Origin of the sequence: Hominisplanchenecus murintestinalis (genome assembly GCF_943193015.1) — a bacterium.
Classification (GTDB): Bacteria; Bacillota; Clostridia; order Lachnospirales; family Lachnospiraceae; genus Hominisplanchenecus_A; species Hominisplanchenecus_A murintestinalis.
Genome location: NZ_CALPCM010000007.1, coordinates 98,427 through 114,794 on the forward strand (window position 1 = coordinate 98,427; position 16,368 = coordinate 114,794).

17 protein-coding genes are annotated in these 16,368 nt (G+C 45.8%); 14 read left to right on the plus strand and 3 right to left on the minus strand.

What is annotated here, in order from left to right; genetic code table 11:
* The first annotated feature begins 23 nt into the window (after window positions 1-23).
* The 5 genes from NFR99_RS04720 (at window position 24) to spoIVB (ending at window position 5,250) form a co-directional block, all read left to right on the plus strand.
* Window positions 24-836, plus strand: a complete 813-nt coding sequence (locus NFR99_RS04720) for a TlyA family RNA methyltransferase (protein ID WP_251352974.1) — start codon at window positions 24-26, stop codon at window positions 834-836.
* Window positions 837-841: 5 nt separating this feature from the next.
* Window positions 842-1,699: an NAD(+)/NADH kinase gene (locus NFR99_RS04725; protein WP_120481430.1), complete on the plus strand. Its 858-nt coding sequence runs from the start codon at window positions 842-844 to the stop codon at window positions 1,697-1,699.
* Window positions 1,700-1,737: 38 nt separating this feature from the next.
* On the plus strand, window positions 1,738-2,190 hold the full coding sequence (argR, locus tag NFR99_RS04730) for an arginine repressor (RefSeq protein WP_135974989.1): 453 nt from the start codon (window positions 1,738-1,740) through the stop codon (window positions 2,188-2,190).
* A 75-nt stretch (window positions 2,191-2,265) separates the two neighbouring features.
* Window positions 2,266-3,942 (plus strand): DNA repair protein RecN, encoded by a 1,677-nt coding sequence (gene recN, locus NFR99_RS04735; RefSeq protein WP_120481432.1) that lies wholly within the window; start codon window positions 2,266-2,268, stop codon window positions 3,940-3,942.
* A gap of 108 nt (window positions 3,943-4,050) precedes the next feature.
* Window positions 4,051-5,250, plus strand: coding sequence for a SpoIVB peptidase (spoIVB, locus tag NFR99_RS04740; RefSeq protein ID WP_120481433.1), 1,200 nt, complete (start codon window positions 4,051-4,053; stop codon window positions 5,248-5,250).
* A gap of 139 nt (window positions 5,251-5,389) precedes the next feature.
* Here the strand turns inward: spoIVB and NFR99_RS04745 are convergent, their stop codons facing one another.
* Both NFR99_RS04745 and NFR99_RS04750 read right to left on the minus strand, forming a co-directional pair.
* On the minus strand, window positions 5,390-5,911 hold the full coding sequence (locus NFR99_RS04745) for a flavodoxin domain-containing protein (protein ID WP_135974985.1): 522 nt from the start codon (window positions 5,909-5,911) through the stop codon (window positions 5,390-5,392).
* Window positions 5,889-6,392, minus strand: coding sequence for a MarR family winged helix-turn-helix transcriptional regulator (locus NFR99_RS04750; protein ID WP_120481435.1), 504 nt, complete (start codon window positions 6,390-6,392; stop codon window positions 5,889-5,891). Before NFR99_RS04750 ends, NFR99_RS04745 begins: the two co-directional genes overlap by 23 nt.
* Window positions 6,393-6,619: 227 nt before the next feature.
* Between NFR99_RS04750 and NFR99_RS15360 the strand changes: the two genes are divergently transcribed.
* The 5 genes from NFR99_RS15360 (at window position 6,620) to NFR99_RS04775 (ending at window position 10,856) form a co-directional block, all read left to right on the plus strand.
* Entirely contained in the window at window positions 6,620-6,763 is a 144-nt protein-coding gene (locus NFR99_RS15360) for a helix-turn-helix transcriptional regulator (RefSeq protein ID WP_330571538.1), read from the plus strand.
* 260 nt (window positions 6,764-7,023) lie between these two features.
* Window positions 7,024-9,015, plus strand: coding sequence for a thioredoxin domain-containing protein (locus NFR99_RS04760; RefSeq protein WP_251352976.1), 1,992 nt, complete (start codon window positions 7,024-7,026; stop codon window positions 9,013-9,015).
* 247 nt (window positions 9,016-9,262) lie between these two features.
* A complete protein-coding gene (locus NFR99_RS04765; protein ID WP_120481437.1) occupies window positions 9,263-9,625 on the plus strand; it encodes an ArsR/SmtB family transcription factor in 363 nt (120 codons plus the stop codon).
* 17 nt (window positions 9,626-9,642) lie between these two features.
* Window positions 9,643-10,455 carry a DNA-3-methyladenine glycosylase family protein gene (locus tag NFR99_RS04770; protein ID WP_251352978.1) on the plus strand — a complete coding sequence of 271 codons (813 nt, stop codon included), beginning with the start codon at window positions 9,643-9,645 and terminating at the stop codon, window positions 10,453-10,455.
* A gap of 74 nt (window positions 10,456-10,529) precedes the next feature.
* Window positions 10,530-10,856 carry a DUF1622 domain-containing protein gene (locus NFR99_RS04775; protein ID WP_120481439.1) on the plus strand — a complete coding sequence of 109 codons (327 nt, stop codon included), beginning with the start codon at window positions 10,530-10,532 and terminating at the stop codon, window positions 10,854-10,856.
* A 50-nt stretch (window positions 10,857-10,906) separates the two neighbouring features.
* On the opposite strand, the gene NFR99_RS04780 is transcribed toward NFR99_RS04775, so the two are convergent.
* The gene (locus NFR99_RS04780) at window positions 10,907-13,471 is read right to left on the minus strand and encodes a cation-translocating P-type ATPase (RefSeq protein ID WP_135976970.1); all 2,565 of its coding nucleotides are present in this window, start codon (window positions 13,469-13,471) and stop codon (window positions 10,907-10,909) included.
* A 200-nt stretch (window positions 13,472-13,671) separates the two neighbouring features.
* Between NFR99_RS04780 and NFR99_RS04785 the strand changes: the two genes are divergently transcribed.
* The 4 genes from NFR99_RS04785 to NFR99_RS04805 all read left to right on the plus strand — a co-directional run bounded on the left by NFR99_RS04785 (window position 13,672) and on the right by NFR99_RS04805 (window position 16,275).
* Complete coding sequence (locus NFR99_RS04785; RefSeq protein ID WP_251352980.1) at window positions 13,672-13,929, plus strand: hypothetical protein; 258 nt, start codon at window positions 13,672-13,674, stop codon at window positions 13,927-13,929.
* Window positions 13,930-14,051: 122 nt separating this feature from the next.
* Entirely contained in the window at window positions 14,052-15,419 is a 1,368-nt protein-coding gene (gene rlmD / locus NFR99_RS04790) for a 23S rRNA (uracil(1939)-C(5))-methyltransferase RlmD (protein ID WP_251352982.1), read from the plus strand.
* Between the two features lie 333 nt (window positions 15,420-15,752).
* Window positions 15,753-15,950, plus strand: coding sequence for a hypothetical protein (locus tag NFR99_RS04800; protein WP_135976967.1), 198 nt, complete (start codon window positions 15,753-15,755; stop codon window positions 15,948-15,950).
* Complete coding sequence (locus tag NFR99_RS04805; protein WP_135976966.1) at window positions 15,940-16,275, plus strand: hypothetical protein; 336 nt, start codon at window positions 15,940-15,942, stop codon at window positions 16,273-16,275. The genes NFR99_RS04800 and NFR99_RS04805 overlap by 11 nt, the downstream gene beginning before the upstream one ends.
* Window positions 16,276-16,368: the final 93 nt, after the last annotated feature.

The window sequence follows — 16,368 nt, forward strand, 5'->3', positions numbered from 1 at the left end:
GATTTTATAGATAAGGAGATAACATGAAGGAGCGTTTGGATGTGCTGCTGGTAAAAAGGAATCTGGCGGCGTCACGGGAAAAGGCAAAAGCCATCATCATGTCGGGCAATGTATATGTAGACGGCCAGAAAGAGGATAAGGCAGGCACTATGTTTAAAGAGGGCGTGCAGATTGAAGTAAAAGGAAACACTCTGAAATATGTGAGCCGCGGAGGTCTGAAACTGGAGAAAGCGATGAGTCATTTTGATATTTCCCTGGAGGGGAAAATCTGTATGGACGTAGGTTCTTCCACAGGGGGATTTACGGACTGTATGCTGCAAAATGGCGCGGTGAAGGTATATGCGGTAGATGTGGGGCACGGGCAGCTTGACTGGAAGCTGCGCCAGGATGAGCGTGTGGTATGCATGGAAAAAACGAATATCCGCTACGTAACGCCGGAAGATATCGAAGAGAGGGCGGAGTTTTCATCGATTGACGTATCGTTTATTTCTCTGACAAAGGTACTGCTTCCGGTTCGGAATCTTTTGACGGAAAACGGGCAAATCGTGTGCCTGATTAAACCCCAGTTTGAGGCGGGACGGGAAAAGGTAGGAAAAAAGGGCGTAGTACGCGACAGCAAAGTGCATGAGGAGGTAATCTGTAAGGTGCTGGCGTATGCCCGGGAGATTTCTTTTGAACCCTTGCATCTGGAATTTTCCCCCATCAAAGGGCCAGAGGGAAATATTGAATATCTGCTGCATCTTCAGAAACGGGAAGAGGGCACGCGCTGGGAGGATATGCATTTTTCCGTGCAGGAAACGGTTGCCGCGGCACATGAAGAACTGGATGGCAGGTAGCGCATATGGAGAACTTTTATGTTATTACAAACAATAGTAAAGACCCGGCGCTGGAGACTGCCAGGTTTGTTCAGGAATATTTGACGGCACGGGGAAAAACGTGTATGATTCAGGAACAGGTGCGGTGCGGGGAAGGGCATTCCTATAAATATACGGACGCGGCGCAGATTCCGGAAGATATAGAGTGCGTTCTGGTAGTAGGCGGTGACGGGACGCTGCTTCAGGCATGCCGTGATTTAAGTGAAAAGGATATTCCCCTGCTGGGTATCAATCTGGGGACGCTGGGTTACCTGGCGGAAATCGAGAAGCAGAATGTGCAGCCGGCTCTGGAGAGGCTGATGGGAGATGCGTTTATTACGGAACGCCGGATGATGCTGGAGGGAACGGTATGCAGGAAGTCGAAGAAATTGATGGAGGATATGGCTCTGAATGATATTGTGATTGGACGGGATGGAAAGCCACGTATCATTGATTTCAATATTTATGTGAATGGGGAATTTTTGAATTCTTACAGTGCGGACGGCATCGTGATTTCTACACCGACCGGTTCTACCGGCTATAGCCTTTCGGCAGGCGGGCCGATCGTATCGCCGGAGGCTTCCCTGATTCTACTCAGCCCGATCGCCCCCCATACGCTGAATACCAGAAGCATTGTGCTGCCGGATGATGTGGAAATCACGGTTGAGGTGAAGGAAGGAAGGCACTCAGAGTCAGCCGTGGTGACTTTTGACGGAGATACCTGCATGGGGCTTTGCGGCGGCGACCAGGTGACGGTACGCAAGGCTTCACGGTATGCCAGGCTTTTGAAAATAAATAATATTAGTTTTCTTGAGGTGCTCAGGAAGAAAATGAGCAATCAGTAGGAGTGCTTATCTCCTATAGTGCGCCAATGGAGGTAAAGATGAAGATAGAAAGACATGCAAAAATCATTGACTTGATTAACCGTTATGATATTGAAACCCAGGAGGAACTGGCGGAACGGCTAAACCGGGAAGGATTTGCCGTAACGCAGGCGACGGTTTCACGGGATATCCGGGAATTGAAATTAACAAAGATTTCACAGAACGGTGAGAAGCAGAAATATGCGGTGATGGCTGCACACAGTTCAGGGATGGATGAGAAGTATCTGCGTGTGCTTAAGGATGGCTTTGTCTCTATGGATATGGCGCAGAATATCCTGGTGGTAAAGACTGTGGCGGGGATGGCGATGGCCGTGGCGGCTGCGATTGACGCGATGCGCTGGCCGGAGGTCGCGGGAAGCATCGCGGGGGACGATACGGTGATGTGCGCTATCCGCAGCGTGGACGATACGCTGCTGGTGATGGATAAGATCCATCGGATGACAGGAAGATAGACAGTATAGGTTATTTTTGTAACCAGCCGGCAAAGCGGAACGGTTACTTGATTCGGGAGAGGGCAGGAAAATCGTATGTTGTGGAATATTCATGTGAAAAATATGGCGTTAATCCAGGAGGTGGATGTGGAGCTTTCCACCGGACTGAATATCCTGACCGGAGAGACAGGCGCGGGAAAGTCAATTATTATCGGAGCGGTAAACGTGGCGCTGGGCGCGGCGGGCTTTAAAGGTTTTGCCCGGGAGGATGCGGAGTACGCTTTGGTGGAATTGATTTTTTCTGTAGAAAATGAAAAAATCAGGCGGCGTCTGGAGGAGCTTGAAGTGCCCGTGGAGGATGGGCAGGTCATTATTTCCAGGAAGCTGGCGAAAGGAAGGACAATCAGCAAAATAAACGGGGAAACTGTTACGGTATCCAGAATCCGGGAGGCGGCAGAGGTACTGCTGGATATTCATGGACAGCATGAGCATCAGTCGCTGCTGTATCGGAAAAACCACCTGGCTATTGTGGACGAGTATGCCAAAGAAGAACTGGAGCCGTATGCGGAGAAAAATGAAGAGCTCTATAAGCGGTGGCAGCGGCAGAAGCGTGAGCTTTCAAATATGCAGACAGATGAGAATGCAAGGGCGAAGGAGGCAGATTTCCTGCGCTTTGAGATAGAGGAAATAGAGGCTGCGGCGCTGATGGAGGGCGAGGATGAGAGCCTGGAAGAGCAGTATCGGAAAATGGTGAACGGCAGGAAGATTGCAGAGGCAGCCGCAGAGATATCCGCCCTGCTTTCCCCCGACGGAGGCGCGTCCGAGATGACGGGAAGAGCCATCCGGAGCTTGAGTGCAGTGGCGGAGCTGGATGGGGAGATTTCAGGGCTGAACGACCAGCTTTACGATATTGACAGCCTTCTGAATGATTTTAACAGGGAGCTTTCGGATTACGTGGAAAGGTTGAGCTTTGACGAGGAAGAATTTTCCAGAGTTGAGACGAGGCTTGATCTTATCAATCACCTGAAATCGAAGTATGGGAATGCGATTCCGGAAATTTTGGCATACCAGGAGGAACGGCAGGAACGGCTGAATGTTTTGGAGAATTATGAAGCCTGCCTTTCGAAGCTTCAGAAGGAACTTGCATCCTGCGAGGCAGAGTTGTTTGAGAATGCCGGAAAGATGTCTAAAATCAGAAAGAAATATGCGTTTGATTTAAGTGTAAAAATAAAAGAAGCATTGGAAGATTTGAATTTTCTGGATGTACAGTTTGAAATTGCGTTTGAGCCGCTGGAAACGCCGGGGATTTTGGGAATTGACGAGATTTGCTTTATGATTTCCACGAATCCGGGTTCACCTGTAAAACCATTGAATGAAGTAGCCTCCGGAGGCGAGCTGTCCAGGATTATGCTGGCGCTCAAGGCAGTGCTGGCGGATAAAGACGCTACGGAAACGTTGATTTTTGATGAAATTGATGTAGGAATCAGCGGACGTACAGCGCAGAAGGTATCAGAAAAGATGGCGGTACTGGCGAAGCGCCATCAGGTTATCTGTATTACGCATCTGGCGCAGATTGCGTCTATGGCTGACAGCCATTATGTAATAGAAAAGAAAGTGGAAAACCAGGTTACATTTACGTCTATACAGAAATTGTCAGAAAAAGAAAGCGTGGAAGAGCTGGCGCGCATTTTGGGCGGTGCAGAGATTACTCCGACTGTGCTGAAAAGCGCGCGGGAGATGAAAGAGCTGGCGGCTCAGATGAAAAAGAGCTAGGCGTCAAATATAAATTTGGAAGGATTTGGAAAGGCGGACAAAAAAATACAAGGTTGAAAATCATTTTATTTCGCATACTAGAAGCGTAGAAAGGATGTGAAAAAAGTGATGAAAAAGCTTGGGATTTTTATTCCTGTGTTGCTGTGTATCATGGCTTTCACAGGATTTTTTTTGATAAAAAGGAGCATTCCCGATGAGCTGAATGTGGTGAGAGGGAAAGACCAGAGGGAAATAAAGCTGGATTTACCTATGGTAGAACAGGAAGCAGTGGAAGCGGGCGGCAGGGATGAATCCAATATTCCGCAGGGTTCGGTGAAGATAAGCTGCAGTCTGCTTGGCGTGATTCCAATCAAGGATATCCATGTGAATGTAGTAGAAGAAAAGAAAGTTACACCGGGCGGGGAAGCGATTGGTATATATATGAAGACCATGGGAATCCTGGTGGTGGGTACAGGAACCGTGCGTGGTTTAGATGGACTGGACTATGAGCCGGCGCTTAATATTGTCCAGTCCGGGGATTACATTACCTCTGTCAATGACAGCCCGGTAAGGAATAAAGAAGAGCTTACTCAGCTGATCAATGGAAGCAAGGGCGAAGAGCTTGTGCTTGAGGTACAGCGGAATGGGGAAACGACTACGCTGAAACTGGCTCCGGTGCACACAGAGAATGATGAATACAAGCTGGGCATCTGGGTCCGCGACGATACACAGGGCATTGGTACGCTGACTTATGTAGACGAGGAAAAGAATTTCGGAGCGCTGGGGCATGGAATCAGCGACGTAGACACTGGGGAGCTGCTGAATCTGTCAGGCGGAACCCTGTACCATGCAGACATCCTTTCGGTGACAAAAGGAGAGCGGGGCGTGCCGGGCGAGCTGTCAGGCGTCATTCACTATCGGACAGAGGAAGAACTCGGCGAGATTGGTGAAAATACAGAAGAAGGAATTTTTGGAACTGCAAATAAACAGATGGAAGAGATTGCCGCCGCGTCAGAGCCGGTAGAAATCGCCTATAAACAGGAGGTTGAGGAAGGAGCAGCCACGATTCTCTGCGCCGTAGAAGGAGAAGTGCAGGAATACCAGGCGGAAATCAAGAAAATTTACCTGAACAGCGGAGATGCAAATAAAAGCATGGTAATCCAGGTAACTGACCCGGTGCTTTTGGAAAAAACGGGCGGTATTGTGCAGGGAATGAGCGGAAGCCCGATTCTCCAAAATGGAAAGCTGATAGGCGCCGTGACCCATGTATTTATCCAGGATGCTACCAGTGGGTTTGGGATATTTATTGAAAATATGCTGGAGCATTGAGAGAGCCATTGACGGTTTGGATTTCTCAGTAAGTTTCATAGCTGTATCCGGTCCGCCTGCCAGATAGAATTCCGCATGGAATATAGCGGTTGTTCCATGCGGAATTCTATCTGGCAGGCGGACTGAGATATAGAAAAAATCATTTTTCTAAACATTTTAAAATTGGTTCAATATATTTTTTGTCAGAAATATCATAGGAAGCAGAAATCATTTTGGCCATTGCCTGCTCTTTCTCTGTTTTGCCCTTTTTGGCTTTAAGTGTTTTTACAAACATTTTCATCATAAGTTTTGATGGTATAGACATTTTTTCATAGTTCAATCCGCCTGGAAAATAAAATACGCTTACTTTTTTAAACTCTGCTTCTGTAAAGTTTTGTTTAAGAAAGGGTTCTATTTCAGGGCTATCTATCGGACTTGCACCGACACAAAATGTAATTAACTTCTTATCGTTCCAGTTGTCTATATTATTTTTGAACCAGCTAAGTTTCCTGATACCGCCCGCACATGCCCAGCCGCCAAAAATAATCGCTTTATATGCATCTAAATTTGTCCTTTTTGCTGCTGATAATTCCAGACAATCCGCTCCGGCTGCTTCTGCTATCCATTGGGCATACCGTTTTGTAAACCCTGTTTGTGAATTATAAATTACTACTGTTTTCATAGGGGTGAATCTCCTTTTCTAAATGCTCTATCCCTGTATATAACTTGGATAAAAGAATAAAAAGTGTCTCGATTTCTTTGTCTGTATAAACTTCAAAAAGATATTTTAATTCTCCTTGGTATTTAGAAAAATCGTTCTGAAAATAGTTATTTACCCTATCTGTGGGGCAAATGCACATGGCTCGGGTGTCCAAAGGGCTTCGCTGAATCGTAATGAAGCCTTTTTTCATCAAAACATCAGCTAATTTTTTTATATTTTGTCTTGAACAGCCCAATAGAGTTCCTAATTGGGTGAATGTTAATTGTTTTTCGGATTGTCTAACGATTGACAGCAGCATAAATTGTTTTAATGATATCTCCGGGATATGTTTGTCAAAAAGTGTTTGCAGCTTATTTCCGGCAATAAATAATGTGCTGAAAATAGCTTTTTGTTGGTTTTCTGCGGTATTTGAAAATTTAGCAATTAAATCATTGAAATTCATGGAATCTTCTCTTTCTATAAGTAACTTGTTACGTATTTTGATTATAGCAACAAGTTACTAATTTGTCAAGATTTTCTTCAGAGATATCACAAACAGCGGTCTTGCGGATTGTAACGTATTAATGAAAGAGTTAAATAAACGTGCAGAAATGTAAAATAGGATTGGTGGTTTTTTGAGATGTGTGGGAGTATACTTGCTTTATATTACACAGGAATGAGGTGGTTGGAATGAAATTAGGAAACAGTTTATTTCATGCGAGGAAGAAATGCGGACTTTCGCAGGAAGCGGTTGCTGAAAAGCTGGGAGTAAGCAGGCAGACGATATCAAAAGGGGAGACGGACGAAACACTGCCAATTATGCGGCACGGTTAAATATTATGATTGACGAGTTAAAAAAGGAGTACGGGTATAATGAGCTGGATGCTTTTTTAGTGTTGAAAGACATCCTGGCAAAAGTGTGGAAAAGCAGAAAAGATAAATTGCAGAAGCCAAAAAAGAAAAGTACATAAAATAGTATTCCGATTTCAGGGCACACTATTCTGTATAGAAGCGAGGTATACGCAATGGCGTGTGATGATGAAAAAAGAGAAATCAGCATAAGACGCCAGAAGAATGTGTGTGGAGGGAAAAGGATGGCGAATAGGCTTGTAAATGAAAAGTCTCCCTATCTGCTGCAGCATAAAGATAATCCGGTCAAGTGGTATTCATGGTGCAGGGAGGCTTTTGAAAAAGCAAAAGCAGAGGATAAGCCGGTTTTTTTGAGTATCGGTTATTCTACCTGTCACTGGTGCCATGTTATGGCGCATGAATCTTTCGAAGATGTTGAAATTGGCAGGCTGCTTGATAAGTATGTCTGCATTAAGGTTGACCGTGAGGAACGCCCTGACATTGATTCTGTCTATATGTCGGTTTGCCAGGCATTAACGGGTTCGGGCGGCTGGCCGCTGACGATTTTTATGACACCGGAACAGAAGCCGTTTTTTGCTGGGACTTATTTTCCGAAGAGAAGCCGGTATGGGCAGCCGGGGCTTTCTGATTTGCTTCGCCGGATATCGTATCTTTGGGAGAACGGGCGTGAAAAAATTTTGGAGTCAAGTGAGCAGATTATATCAGCGCTGCAAAAGGATGATTTTACAGAACCGGGTGAAATTGATGAAGCTCTTTTGCACAGGGGCTATCGTTTGCTTTTGCAAACCTTTGATTCTGCCTGGGGAGGATTCGGCGCAGCGCCGAAATTCCCGACTCCGCATAATTTGCTCTTTCTGATGAGGATGCATGAGGCGGAAAAGCTGCCAGAAGCGCTGTACATGGCAGAGGTGACCCTGAAAGCGATGGCTGAAGGAGGGATATTTGATCAGATTGGCGGAGGATTTTCACGCTATTCGACCGATCAGAGGTGGCTTGCGCCGCATTTTGAGAAGATGCTGTATGATAATGCTCTGTTGCTTTTGGCGTATCTGGAAGCGTTTCAGCTTACTCAAAAAGCATTTTATGCGGACGTTGCAAAGCGGACTGCCGGATATATTCTAAGAGAGCTGGCTTCGCCGGAAGGTGGATTTTATTGCGGGCAGGATGCAGACAGTGACGGTGTGGAGGGAAAATATTACGTGTTTACCCCTGATGAAATTATACAGGTATTGGGGGAGCAAGACGGTAAAGAATTCTGCAGGGCGTATGATATTACAAAACGTGGAAATTTTGAAGGACAGAGCATTCCAAACCGGATTGGGAAAAGGGATGCAGCGTGGGGGGCGGGTGATTCTCGTTTGCAGCGGCTTTACACGTATCGGAGAACGAGAGCACACCTCCATCTTGACAACAAAATCCTGCTGTCATGGAATGCATGGACAATTATTTCGCTGGCAAGAGCCGCGCGGATTCTTAATAGCCCGCGTTATATGGAAGCCGCAGTGAAGGCAAGGAACTTCATTTCTGAAAAAATGACAAACGAAGGAGACAGGCTTTTTGTCCGCTATTGCGTAGGGGAAGCTGCTCATGCCGGACAGCTTAATGATTACTCTGTGTATGCGCTTGCGCTGCTTGAGCTGTACCGCGCTTCCTTTGAAATCAAATATTTGGAAGAAGCAATATTTCGGGCGGAACAGATGATAGATTTATTTGAGGATAAGGAAAACGGGGGGTATTACCTGACTGCACATGACGCGGAGGCCTTGATTACACGCCCCAAAGAAACTTATGATGGGGCAGTTCCATCCGGAAACGCCGTCGCTGAGGAAGTATTAGAGGAGCTGGCGGCTCTTACGGGTGAAATATTGTTTCGGGAAGCGGCAGACCGTCAGCACAGATTTATGGCGGGATGTGTTAAGGAGTATCCTGCCGCACACTGTTTTTCTTTAATGGCTATGGCAAAATCGCTCTATCCGCATAAGGAGCTGGTCTGCACCGGAAGTGAACTGCCGGATGAACTGATATCTTACCTTCGGGAGAATCCGGCACATGATTTAAGTATTCTTTTTCAATCAGCGGAGAATAAAAAGAAGCTGTCAGAGCTTGCACCGTTTACCGCATCTTATCCGATATCGGAAGGTACGAAATGGTATCTTTGTGAAAACGGAACTTGCCATGCACCGCAAACAGATTTTAAGAAACTGGATTTATTTTAGAGAGGATTTTCCATTGAAGGCTTCAGTGTTGAGATACAATAGATAGGTAATACGGTAGGGGCGTCAATGATTGGTAACACTAATATCAAGGCTGGGCAGTATTCTCTTCAAGAACTTCCACCTGTGAGCATAAGTGGAAAAAGTTATATATTTGCAATGAGGAGAAATAGAGGTATAATAGGAATATATCGCATCAAGGCTCATTCCGGAACGAAGGGGATGAAATCAAAAAGAAGGAGAATTTACTATGGCTTATAATAATGAAGCGCCAAAATGTGATTATATACACGCTCATCCGGAAATCATACAAGCTGTTACCAGTCAGATGCCAGATGAAGAGCTTCTCTATGATTTGGCGGAGCTCTTTAAGGTTTTTGGAGATTCGACCCGGATTAAGATTCTTTATGTACTGTTGGAAAGCGAAATGTGCGTATGCGACATTGCGCAGCTTTTGAATATGACACAGAGTGCGATTTCCCATCAGCTCCGCATATTGAAACAGAGCCGTCTGGTAAAGTTCCGCCGGGAAGGAAAAACTATTTTTTATTCGCTGCAGGATGACCATGTATGCAGCATTTTAAGCCAGGGGCTGGAGCATTTGGAGGAATAAGGCAGGAGGCACGACATATGATAAAAAGGAAAATTCCCGCATTTGATTTACATAAAATCTGTAATTCCGGGCAGTGTTTCCGTATGAAATCGCTTGGAGAAAATCGTTATGGCCTGACAGCATTTGGAGAGTATCTGGAGATGGAGCAGGAGGGGGAAGTAATTTCTTTTTCTTGTACAGGAGAGGAATTTTCAAGGCGTTGGGAAGACTATTTTGATCTGTATACGGATTATGAGAAAATGGTGCATGCAGTAGATCAGGAGGACATTTACCTGACGGCGGCAGTGCGCTGCGGACAGGGGATGAGGATTCTGCGACAGGAGCTGTGGGAAGTGATTGTCAGCTTTATCATTTCGCAGCAAAATAATATTCCGCGTATAAGGAAGTGTGTGGAATCTCTGTGTATACAGTTCGGTGAGGAGAAAGAGGATTTCAGGGGGGAGAAATATTATGTATTTCCGACAGCAGATGTCCTGGCAAGGAAAAATCTCGAAGACTTTGCCATATGCAGCCTCGGCTACCGGGCAAAATATATCTGGAATACAGCGAAAATGGTGGCAGATGGCACGGTGTCTTTAAGTGAACTGGCGGGAATGGAGTATGAGGCGGCCAGAACGGAGTTAATGAAATTATCCGGTGTGGGAATCAAGGTTGCGGAGTGTATCTGCCTGTTCGCACTGCATCATGTGGATGCGTTTCCGATAGATACACATATCAGGGACATGCTGACGAGCCATTATCCGGAGGGATTCCCTTTTGAGCGTTACCAGGGATATGCAGGAGTCCTGCAGCAATATGCATTTTATTATGAATTGTGTGGAGCGGAGTAAAAAATGGATGCATTTTTCTGCGGAGGATGATAGAATAAAAAAATATAATAGTCTGAGCACATAGGAGGAAGAATATGGAGTTATTGGAAATGACGCTGGAGGATATTGTCAATTATGCCATCCTGCTGTTTGAGTTTATTGGCGTGGGAATTATTATCTGGTCTGGTATTGTAGGATTTTATAAATATCTGAGACGATGCCCCGATACCAGGATTGCTTTGGCAAAAGGAATGGCGATGGGACTGGAGTTCAAGCTGGGAAGTGAAATCCTGAGGACCGTAGTTGTGCGGGAATGGAAGGAGATTGGTATCGTGGCAGGAATCATTGCTTTGCGGGCGGCGCTGACATTCCTGATTCATTGGGAAATCAAAGAAGAGGAAAAAGGAATTAACATAGAATAAAGTGTGATATAAGGGGCTGTGCAGCGGATGCACAGCCCTTTTGAAACCGGTTAAGAGCCAGAAGCTCTTTTTCTTGAAAACAGTATCAGCAATTCATGTACCAGCAAAGGCATAGAAGCCAGGAAAATCATCTGTCCCCACTCAAAGAGTGTAAGATGGCAGGTTCCGAAAATTTGGATAAAATATGGAATCTCCGTCACTAAGAGCTGCAGCCCGATTCCGGTAAAAAAGGCGAAAATCATGAGTTTGTTGGAAAAATGCTTCATGCGGAAAACAGAGGTTTCCACATCCCGCATACCAATGGCATGGAAGAGCTGCGACATGCCGAGTACGGTAAAAGCGTAGGTCTGGGAGCGGGCGAGAATACCTTCGTCCATCAGCAGCGCCTGGAGGGAGCGCAGGGTGATGTCTGTGTGCCCTGCAAGCAGGAGGCTGACGGGGAGCTGAAGAAAGGCAGCCATGCTGATAAAGGCAATCAGCCCCCCATATAAAAGCGTACAGGCAAGTCCGCCTTCTGCAAAAAGGCTTTCATTTTTGGGACGGGGAGGATGTTTCATAAAATGGGAGGCATCATTCCTGTCTGTTCCCAGAGCTAAAGCCGGGAGAGAATCTGTAATCAGGTTAATCCATAGGATATGGCTGGGCTTTAAAGGAGAAGCCAGCCCCAGGATGATGGCAAAAAGCATGGTAATAATTTCACCGAAATTGGAGGAGAGCAGGAAAAGCACGGCTTTTTTGATGTTTTCGTAAATGCTCCGTCCTTCAGCGATAGCTTTTGCAATCGTGGCAAAGTTGTCGTCCGCCAGAACGATATCTGCGGCATTCTTTGCAACATCTGTGCCTGTGATTCCCATAGCAATCCCGACATCGGCGGTCTTCAAGGAAGGTGCGTCGTTCACTCCGTCCCCAGTCATCGCCACAGTTTTTCCTATAGATTTCAGTGCGGATACGATGCGCATTTTATGCTCGGGAGAGACATGCGCATATACGTTGACCCGAGACGCCGCTGCCGCCAGCTCAGGCACGGACATTTTCTGTAAATCACTTCCAGTCATACATTCGTGTGGCTCAGAGGCAATTCCCAATTCCCGGGCAATCGCCAGCGCGGTATCGCTCCTGTCCCCTGTAATCATGACGGTGCGGACGCCGGCTTTTTTGAAATCCTGCACAGCTTTTGCGGCTTCCGGGCGGATGGGGTCTTTCATGCCTGCCAGTCCAAGGAAAATCATGTCGGTTTCCTGGGGAGAAGAATCACCGGTCCGCATGGCAAGGGCAAGGACACGTAAGGCATGGGAAGTGAGTCTGTCAAGAATCCGGCGGATATCATTGCGCCTCTGGGAAGTCAGCGGGAGGATTTTCCCATTTAGCAGGATTTGGCTGGACTTTCCAAGGACGTCATCAGGCGATCCCTTCGTGTAAGAAACGGTGGAGGAACCGCTGCGGTGCAGGGTGGTCATCATTTTACGCTCAGAGCTAAATGTGATTTCGCGGATGCGAGGGTATGTTTGTTCCAGACGGTTTCGGGAGAGCTGATAGAGGCCTCCCATATCTAAGAGCGCCAGCTCCGTAGGATCGCCAAGACGGGTATCCGGGGAGAGGATGGCGTCGTTACAAAGGAGGAAGCCGTTCAGGAAATGTTCATCCCTAGAGGGAGCCAGAGTAGAAACATCCAGAAGCTCGCCGTTAGTATAACAGAGGGTGACAGACATTTTGTTCTGTGTTAAAGTCCCTGTTTTGTCAGAACAGACAACGCTTACAGAACCCAGGGTTTCTACACTGGGCAGCCGTTTGACAATTGTATTTACTTTTACCATCCGTGAGATGCTGAGCGCCAGTACAAGAGTGACAACGGCGGGCAGTCCTTCCGGAACTGCTGCAACGGCCAGGGAAATAGCGGTAATCAGCATTTCCATCACATCTCGTTTCTGAATTAGTGCAATGAGGAAAAGCAGGACACAGAGCAGTACGGATACGACGCTCAGAACTTTTCCTAAATCTCCAAGGCGCTTTTGCAAAGGTGTCATTTCAGTGGGGGCCGTATTAATCATTTTGGCGATTTTTCCGATTTCCGTGTCCATTCCAATGGCCGTCACGCGCCCGGTTCCTTTGCCGTAGGTGACGTTGGTAGACATATACGCCTTATTTTCAGACAAGGTATCTTTTTCAACAGGAAGGGACTCGCCGGTAAGTGCGGACTCCTCGATTTTCAGACTGGAAACAGAAGTCAGCACCAGATCGGCCGGAACCTGCCTTCCTGCGTCAAGGTAAACGAGGTCCCCTACAATCAAATCTTTGGCAGGGATTTCCGCAGGTATGCCGTTTATGTCTATAAGAGCGGTGGGGCTGGTCATTTCCTTTAGGGCGTCCAGGGCGCGCTGGGCTTTTCCTTCCTGGATAACTCCCACAACTGCGTTTACGAAGATTACCACCAGAATGATGGCAGTGTCCCCGATTTCGCCCAGCATGGTAGAGATAGCGGCTGCGGCGAATAAAATGTAAATCAGCGGATCATTCAGCTGTTGGAAGAATGTTCCGATGGGCGTGGCCTTTTTCGCTTCGTCAAGCTGGTTTTGGCCGCGCCGGGTTTCTTGTGATATGGGCGTTTGGTTTGTCATGCACTTGTCCTCCTTCTGATGATGAAATATATGCGTGGTTTTGGAAAATATGTGCGATGCTGCTGTTTACCCTATATGCAATAATGCAGGTAACAAAAAAAGAATAAAATTTCGATTTTGTATAGTAATATTTTCTTTTTAGTGTTATACTATGAAAAAGAATTGACATAACAGGATGTCTTAGAAAGGATGTGCATACTATGAATAAGTGGGAAGATTTTCTGGCAGCATTACAAAGAAAAGAAGAGGAAAGTAAAAAGAATACCGTTTTATGGGTGCTGGCGATTATTGGGGCAGTAACCGCAGTAGCAGCAATCGCATATGGCGTATACCGTTATTTTACACCGGACTATCTGGAAGATTTCGAGGATGACTTTGAGGATGATTTTGATGATTACTTTGATGATTCTGAGGAAGATTCCAAGAAAGAAGACAGCAAAGAGGAAGAGGCTGAGTAATCACGGCAGTTTCATTTTATTTATGTTTTAAAATTGTAATTAATGAAAGCACACAGATGGGCAGATGCCATAAGGCACCTGCCTTCTTTAGAGTATAGATGAACTGATATGAGGAGCAGAATATGAAAAAAGGACAGATATTGGAAGGCAAGATCCGGGAAGTAGTATTCCCAAATAAAGGGATTGCAGAAGTAGAAAATGAGAACAAGCCTGTCATTGTAAAAAATAGCCTGGCTGGGCAGAAGGTCAGGTTTTCCATCAATAAAATTCGGAAAGGGAAATGTGAAGGAAGACTTCTGGAAGTCCTGGAAAAGTCGCCTGTAGAAATAGAACCTGCCTGCCCGCATTTCGGCGCTTGCGGCGGGTGTACTTACCAAAACCTTCCCTACGAAGAACAGCTTTCTATGAAAAAGCAGCAGGTAAAAGCACTCATGGATGGAGCGGTGCAGGGAGAATATATTTTTGAGGGAATCAAGGGGAGTCCGAAAATATTTGCTTATCGGAATAAGATGGAGTTTTCTTTTGGCGATGAAATAAAAGACGGTCCGTTGGCGTTAGGACTTCATAGACGGGGAAGCTTTTATGACATTGTGAATGTGCCGGACTGTCAGATTGTGTGCGGGGATTTTGGAAAAATCCTTACCTGTGTCCTGGAATATTGCAGGGAACATAAGATGAGTTTTTATCATAGAATGGCGCATGAAGGATATCTGCGTCATCTCCTGGTGCGCAGAGGAGAGAAAACGGGGGAGATTTTAATTGATTTGGTGACTAGCAGCCAGGAGCAGCATGATCTGAAGGGCTTTGCAGAGTGTATTCTGGCATTACCGCTGGAAGGAAAGATTGCGGGAATTCTTCATACATACAACGACAGCTTGGCGGATGTGGTGCAGGACGACAGAACGGAAATCCTTTACGGGCAGGATTTCTTTTACGAAGAACTTCTGGGACTGAAATTTAAAATAACACCGTTTTCCTTTTTTCAGACAAACTCCCTGGGGGCGGAGGTTCTATATGATTTGGCGCGATCTTATGTAGGGGAGATGAAAGACAAAGTAATTTTCGACTTGTATAGCGGAACAGGCACGATAGCACAAATGCTGGCGTCTGTGGCAAAGAAAGTCGTTGGCATTGAAATTGTGGAGGAAGCTGTGGAGGCGGCGAAGCAGAATGCGGAGCTGAATAGGCTTGCGAACTGCGAGTTCCTTGCAGGCGATGTGCTAAAGGCAATTGATTTAGTACGGGAAACGCCGGACATTATCGTACTTGACCCGCCAAGGGACGGTATTAATCCAAAAGCGTTGAGGAAGATTATCGATTTCGGAGTGAAGAAAATCGTGTATATCTCTTGTAAGCCTACAAGCTTGGCGAGGGATTTGGAGATGTTGCAGGAATGCGGGTATGGAGTGGAGAGATGCGTGTGTGTGGATATGTTTCCGGGAACGGTGCATGTAGAGACTATTGTGTTGATACAAAAGAAAACCTCGTAGAAATCCTTTATTTTAGGCACTTTGCGAAGCATTTCACGTTCACTTCGGAGGGTGAAAAAATCCGAAATAAGCACCTCAAAAACTACTTTGACGTTTCGGTGGTAGTTGATATCGGGTGTGGGAACACAAACGGAAAATAAAGGGTTTGGGCAATTAACGTGTCTATGTAGTGTCCACCTTGCTGATAAAAAGCGGACAACAGGCTCTTAGAAATTGAACGGGATAGGTGTATCATTAGAGATAGTGGTACGCTTATTTTTTTGATCCAATTTGCAGCTTTGAACATTCTGCTATCCGTCTATATAATGAAATCAAAAAAGGATGGTGGACTTTATGAGAGAAAAGAAAAATCATTTGTATGTGGATAGTGGGGAACGGAGCATTTTGTTACATAGCCTTGTGGAACTGAAAAATCAGCTCATACAGCAAGGCAGATATACAGACTGCGTTGACGAACTTATTTTTAAGGTTATCCATGCACCTATAAAAAAATTAAGAGTAGAGCTTGTAGGGGGAAGTGATGTACGATAAGGAATTTAAAGAACTGGTGAAGATAGCAGCAGAGAAATTAAAAGACGAATCCGTATTGAAACTGCTACAAGCCGATGTAAGTTATCAAAAAGACAGTAAGGATGAGGGATATGCGGAGGATGCCTTTAACCAGCTTGATTTGACGGAGAAACAGAGGGAAGTTTGCCAACATCTTATAGATTGCAGGGAAAAGCAGGATTTTGAATACGGCACTCATGCGTATATTGCAGGACTGATGGATGCGTTTCATATTATGGCGGTATTGTTTCCAGAAAAATGGGATACGGAGAGAATAAGAGAAGCCTTATCACAAAAGAACAGATAAGGCAGAGAATAAAACGGAATAGATTTTTACATAGCCGATTGGTGTAGTTTAGCAAATAAAACAGCCAGTCGGCTTTTTTTATTGCCATGAATC

What these genes read in the sequence shown, in the direction of transcription:
- NFR99_RS04745 (WP_135974985.1), bottom strand. Translation starts at nt 5,911, where the DNA reads ATGAAAACAGTAGTAATTTATAATTCACAAACAGGGTTTACAAAACGG.
- NFR99_RS04725 (WP_120481430.1), top strand. Translation starts at nt 842, where the DNA reads ATGGAGAACTTTTATGTTATTACAAACAATAGTAAAGACCCGGCGCTG.
- NFR99_RS04780 (WP_135976970.1), bottom strand. Translation starts at nt 13,471, where the DNA reads ATGACAAACCAAACGCCCATATCACAAGAAACCCGGCGCGGCCAAAAC.
- NFR99_RS04720 (WP_251352974.1), top strand. Translation starts at nt 24, where the DNA reads ATGAAGGAGCGTTTGGATGTGCTGCTGGTAAAAAGGAATCTGGCGGCG.
- NFR99_RS15360 (WP_330571538.1), top strand. Translation starts at nt 6,620, where the DNA reads ATGAAATTAGGAAACAGTTTATTTCATGCGAGGAAGAAATGCGGACTT.
- NFR99_RS04785 (WP_251352980.1), top strand. Translation starts at nt 13,672, where the DNA reads ATGAATAAGTGGGAAGATTTTCTGGCAGCATTACAAAGAAAAGAAGAG.
- NFR99_RS04805 (WP_135976966.1), top strand. Translation starts at nt 15,940, where the DNA reads ATGTACGATAAGGAATTTAAAGAACTGGTGAAGATAGCAGCAGAGAAA.
- rlmD (WP_251352982.1), top strand. Translation starts at nt 14,052, where the DNA reads ATGAAAAAAGGACAGATATTGGAAGGCAAGATCCGGGAAGTAGTATTC.
- NFR99_RS04770 (WP_251352978.1), top strand. Translation starts at nt 9,643, where the DNA reads ATGATAAAAAGGAAAATTCCCGCATTTGATTTACATAAAATCTGTAAT.
- recN (WP_120481432.1), top strand. Translation starts at nt 2,266, where the DNA reads ATGTTGTGGAATATTCATGTGAAAAATATGGCGTTAATCCAGGAGGTG.
- argR (WP_135974989.1), top strand. Translation starts at nt 1,738, where the DNA reads ATGAAGATAGAAAGACATGCAAAAATCATTGACTTGATTAACCGTTAT.
- NFR99_RS04750 (WP_120481435.1), bottom strand. Translation starts at nt 6,392, where the DNA reads ATGAATTTCAATGATTTAATTGCTAAATTTTCAAATACCGCAGAAAAC.
- NFR99_RS04800 (WP_135976967.1), top strand. Translation starts at nt 15,753, where the DNA reads ATGAGAGAAAAGAAAAATCATTTGTATGTGGATAGTGGGGAACGGAGC.
- NFR99_RS04760 (WP_251352976.1), top strand. Translation starts at nt 7,024, where the DNA reads ATGGCGAATAGGCTTGTAAATGAAAAGTCTCCCTATCTGCTGCAGCAT.
- spoIVB (WP_120481433.1), top strand. Translation starts at nt 4,051, where the DNA reads ATGAAAAAGCTTGGGATTTTTATTCCTGTGTTGCTGTGTATCATGGCT.
- NFR99_RS04775 (WP_120481439.1), top strand. Translation starts at nt 10,530, where the DNA reads ATGGAGTTATTGGAAATGACGCTGGAGGATATTGTCAATTATGCCATC.
- NFR99_RS04765 (WP_120481437.1), top strand. Translation starts at nt 9,263, where the DNA reads ATGGCTTATAATAATGAAGCGCCAAAATGTGATTATATACACGCTCAT.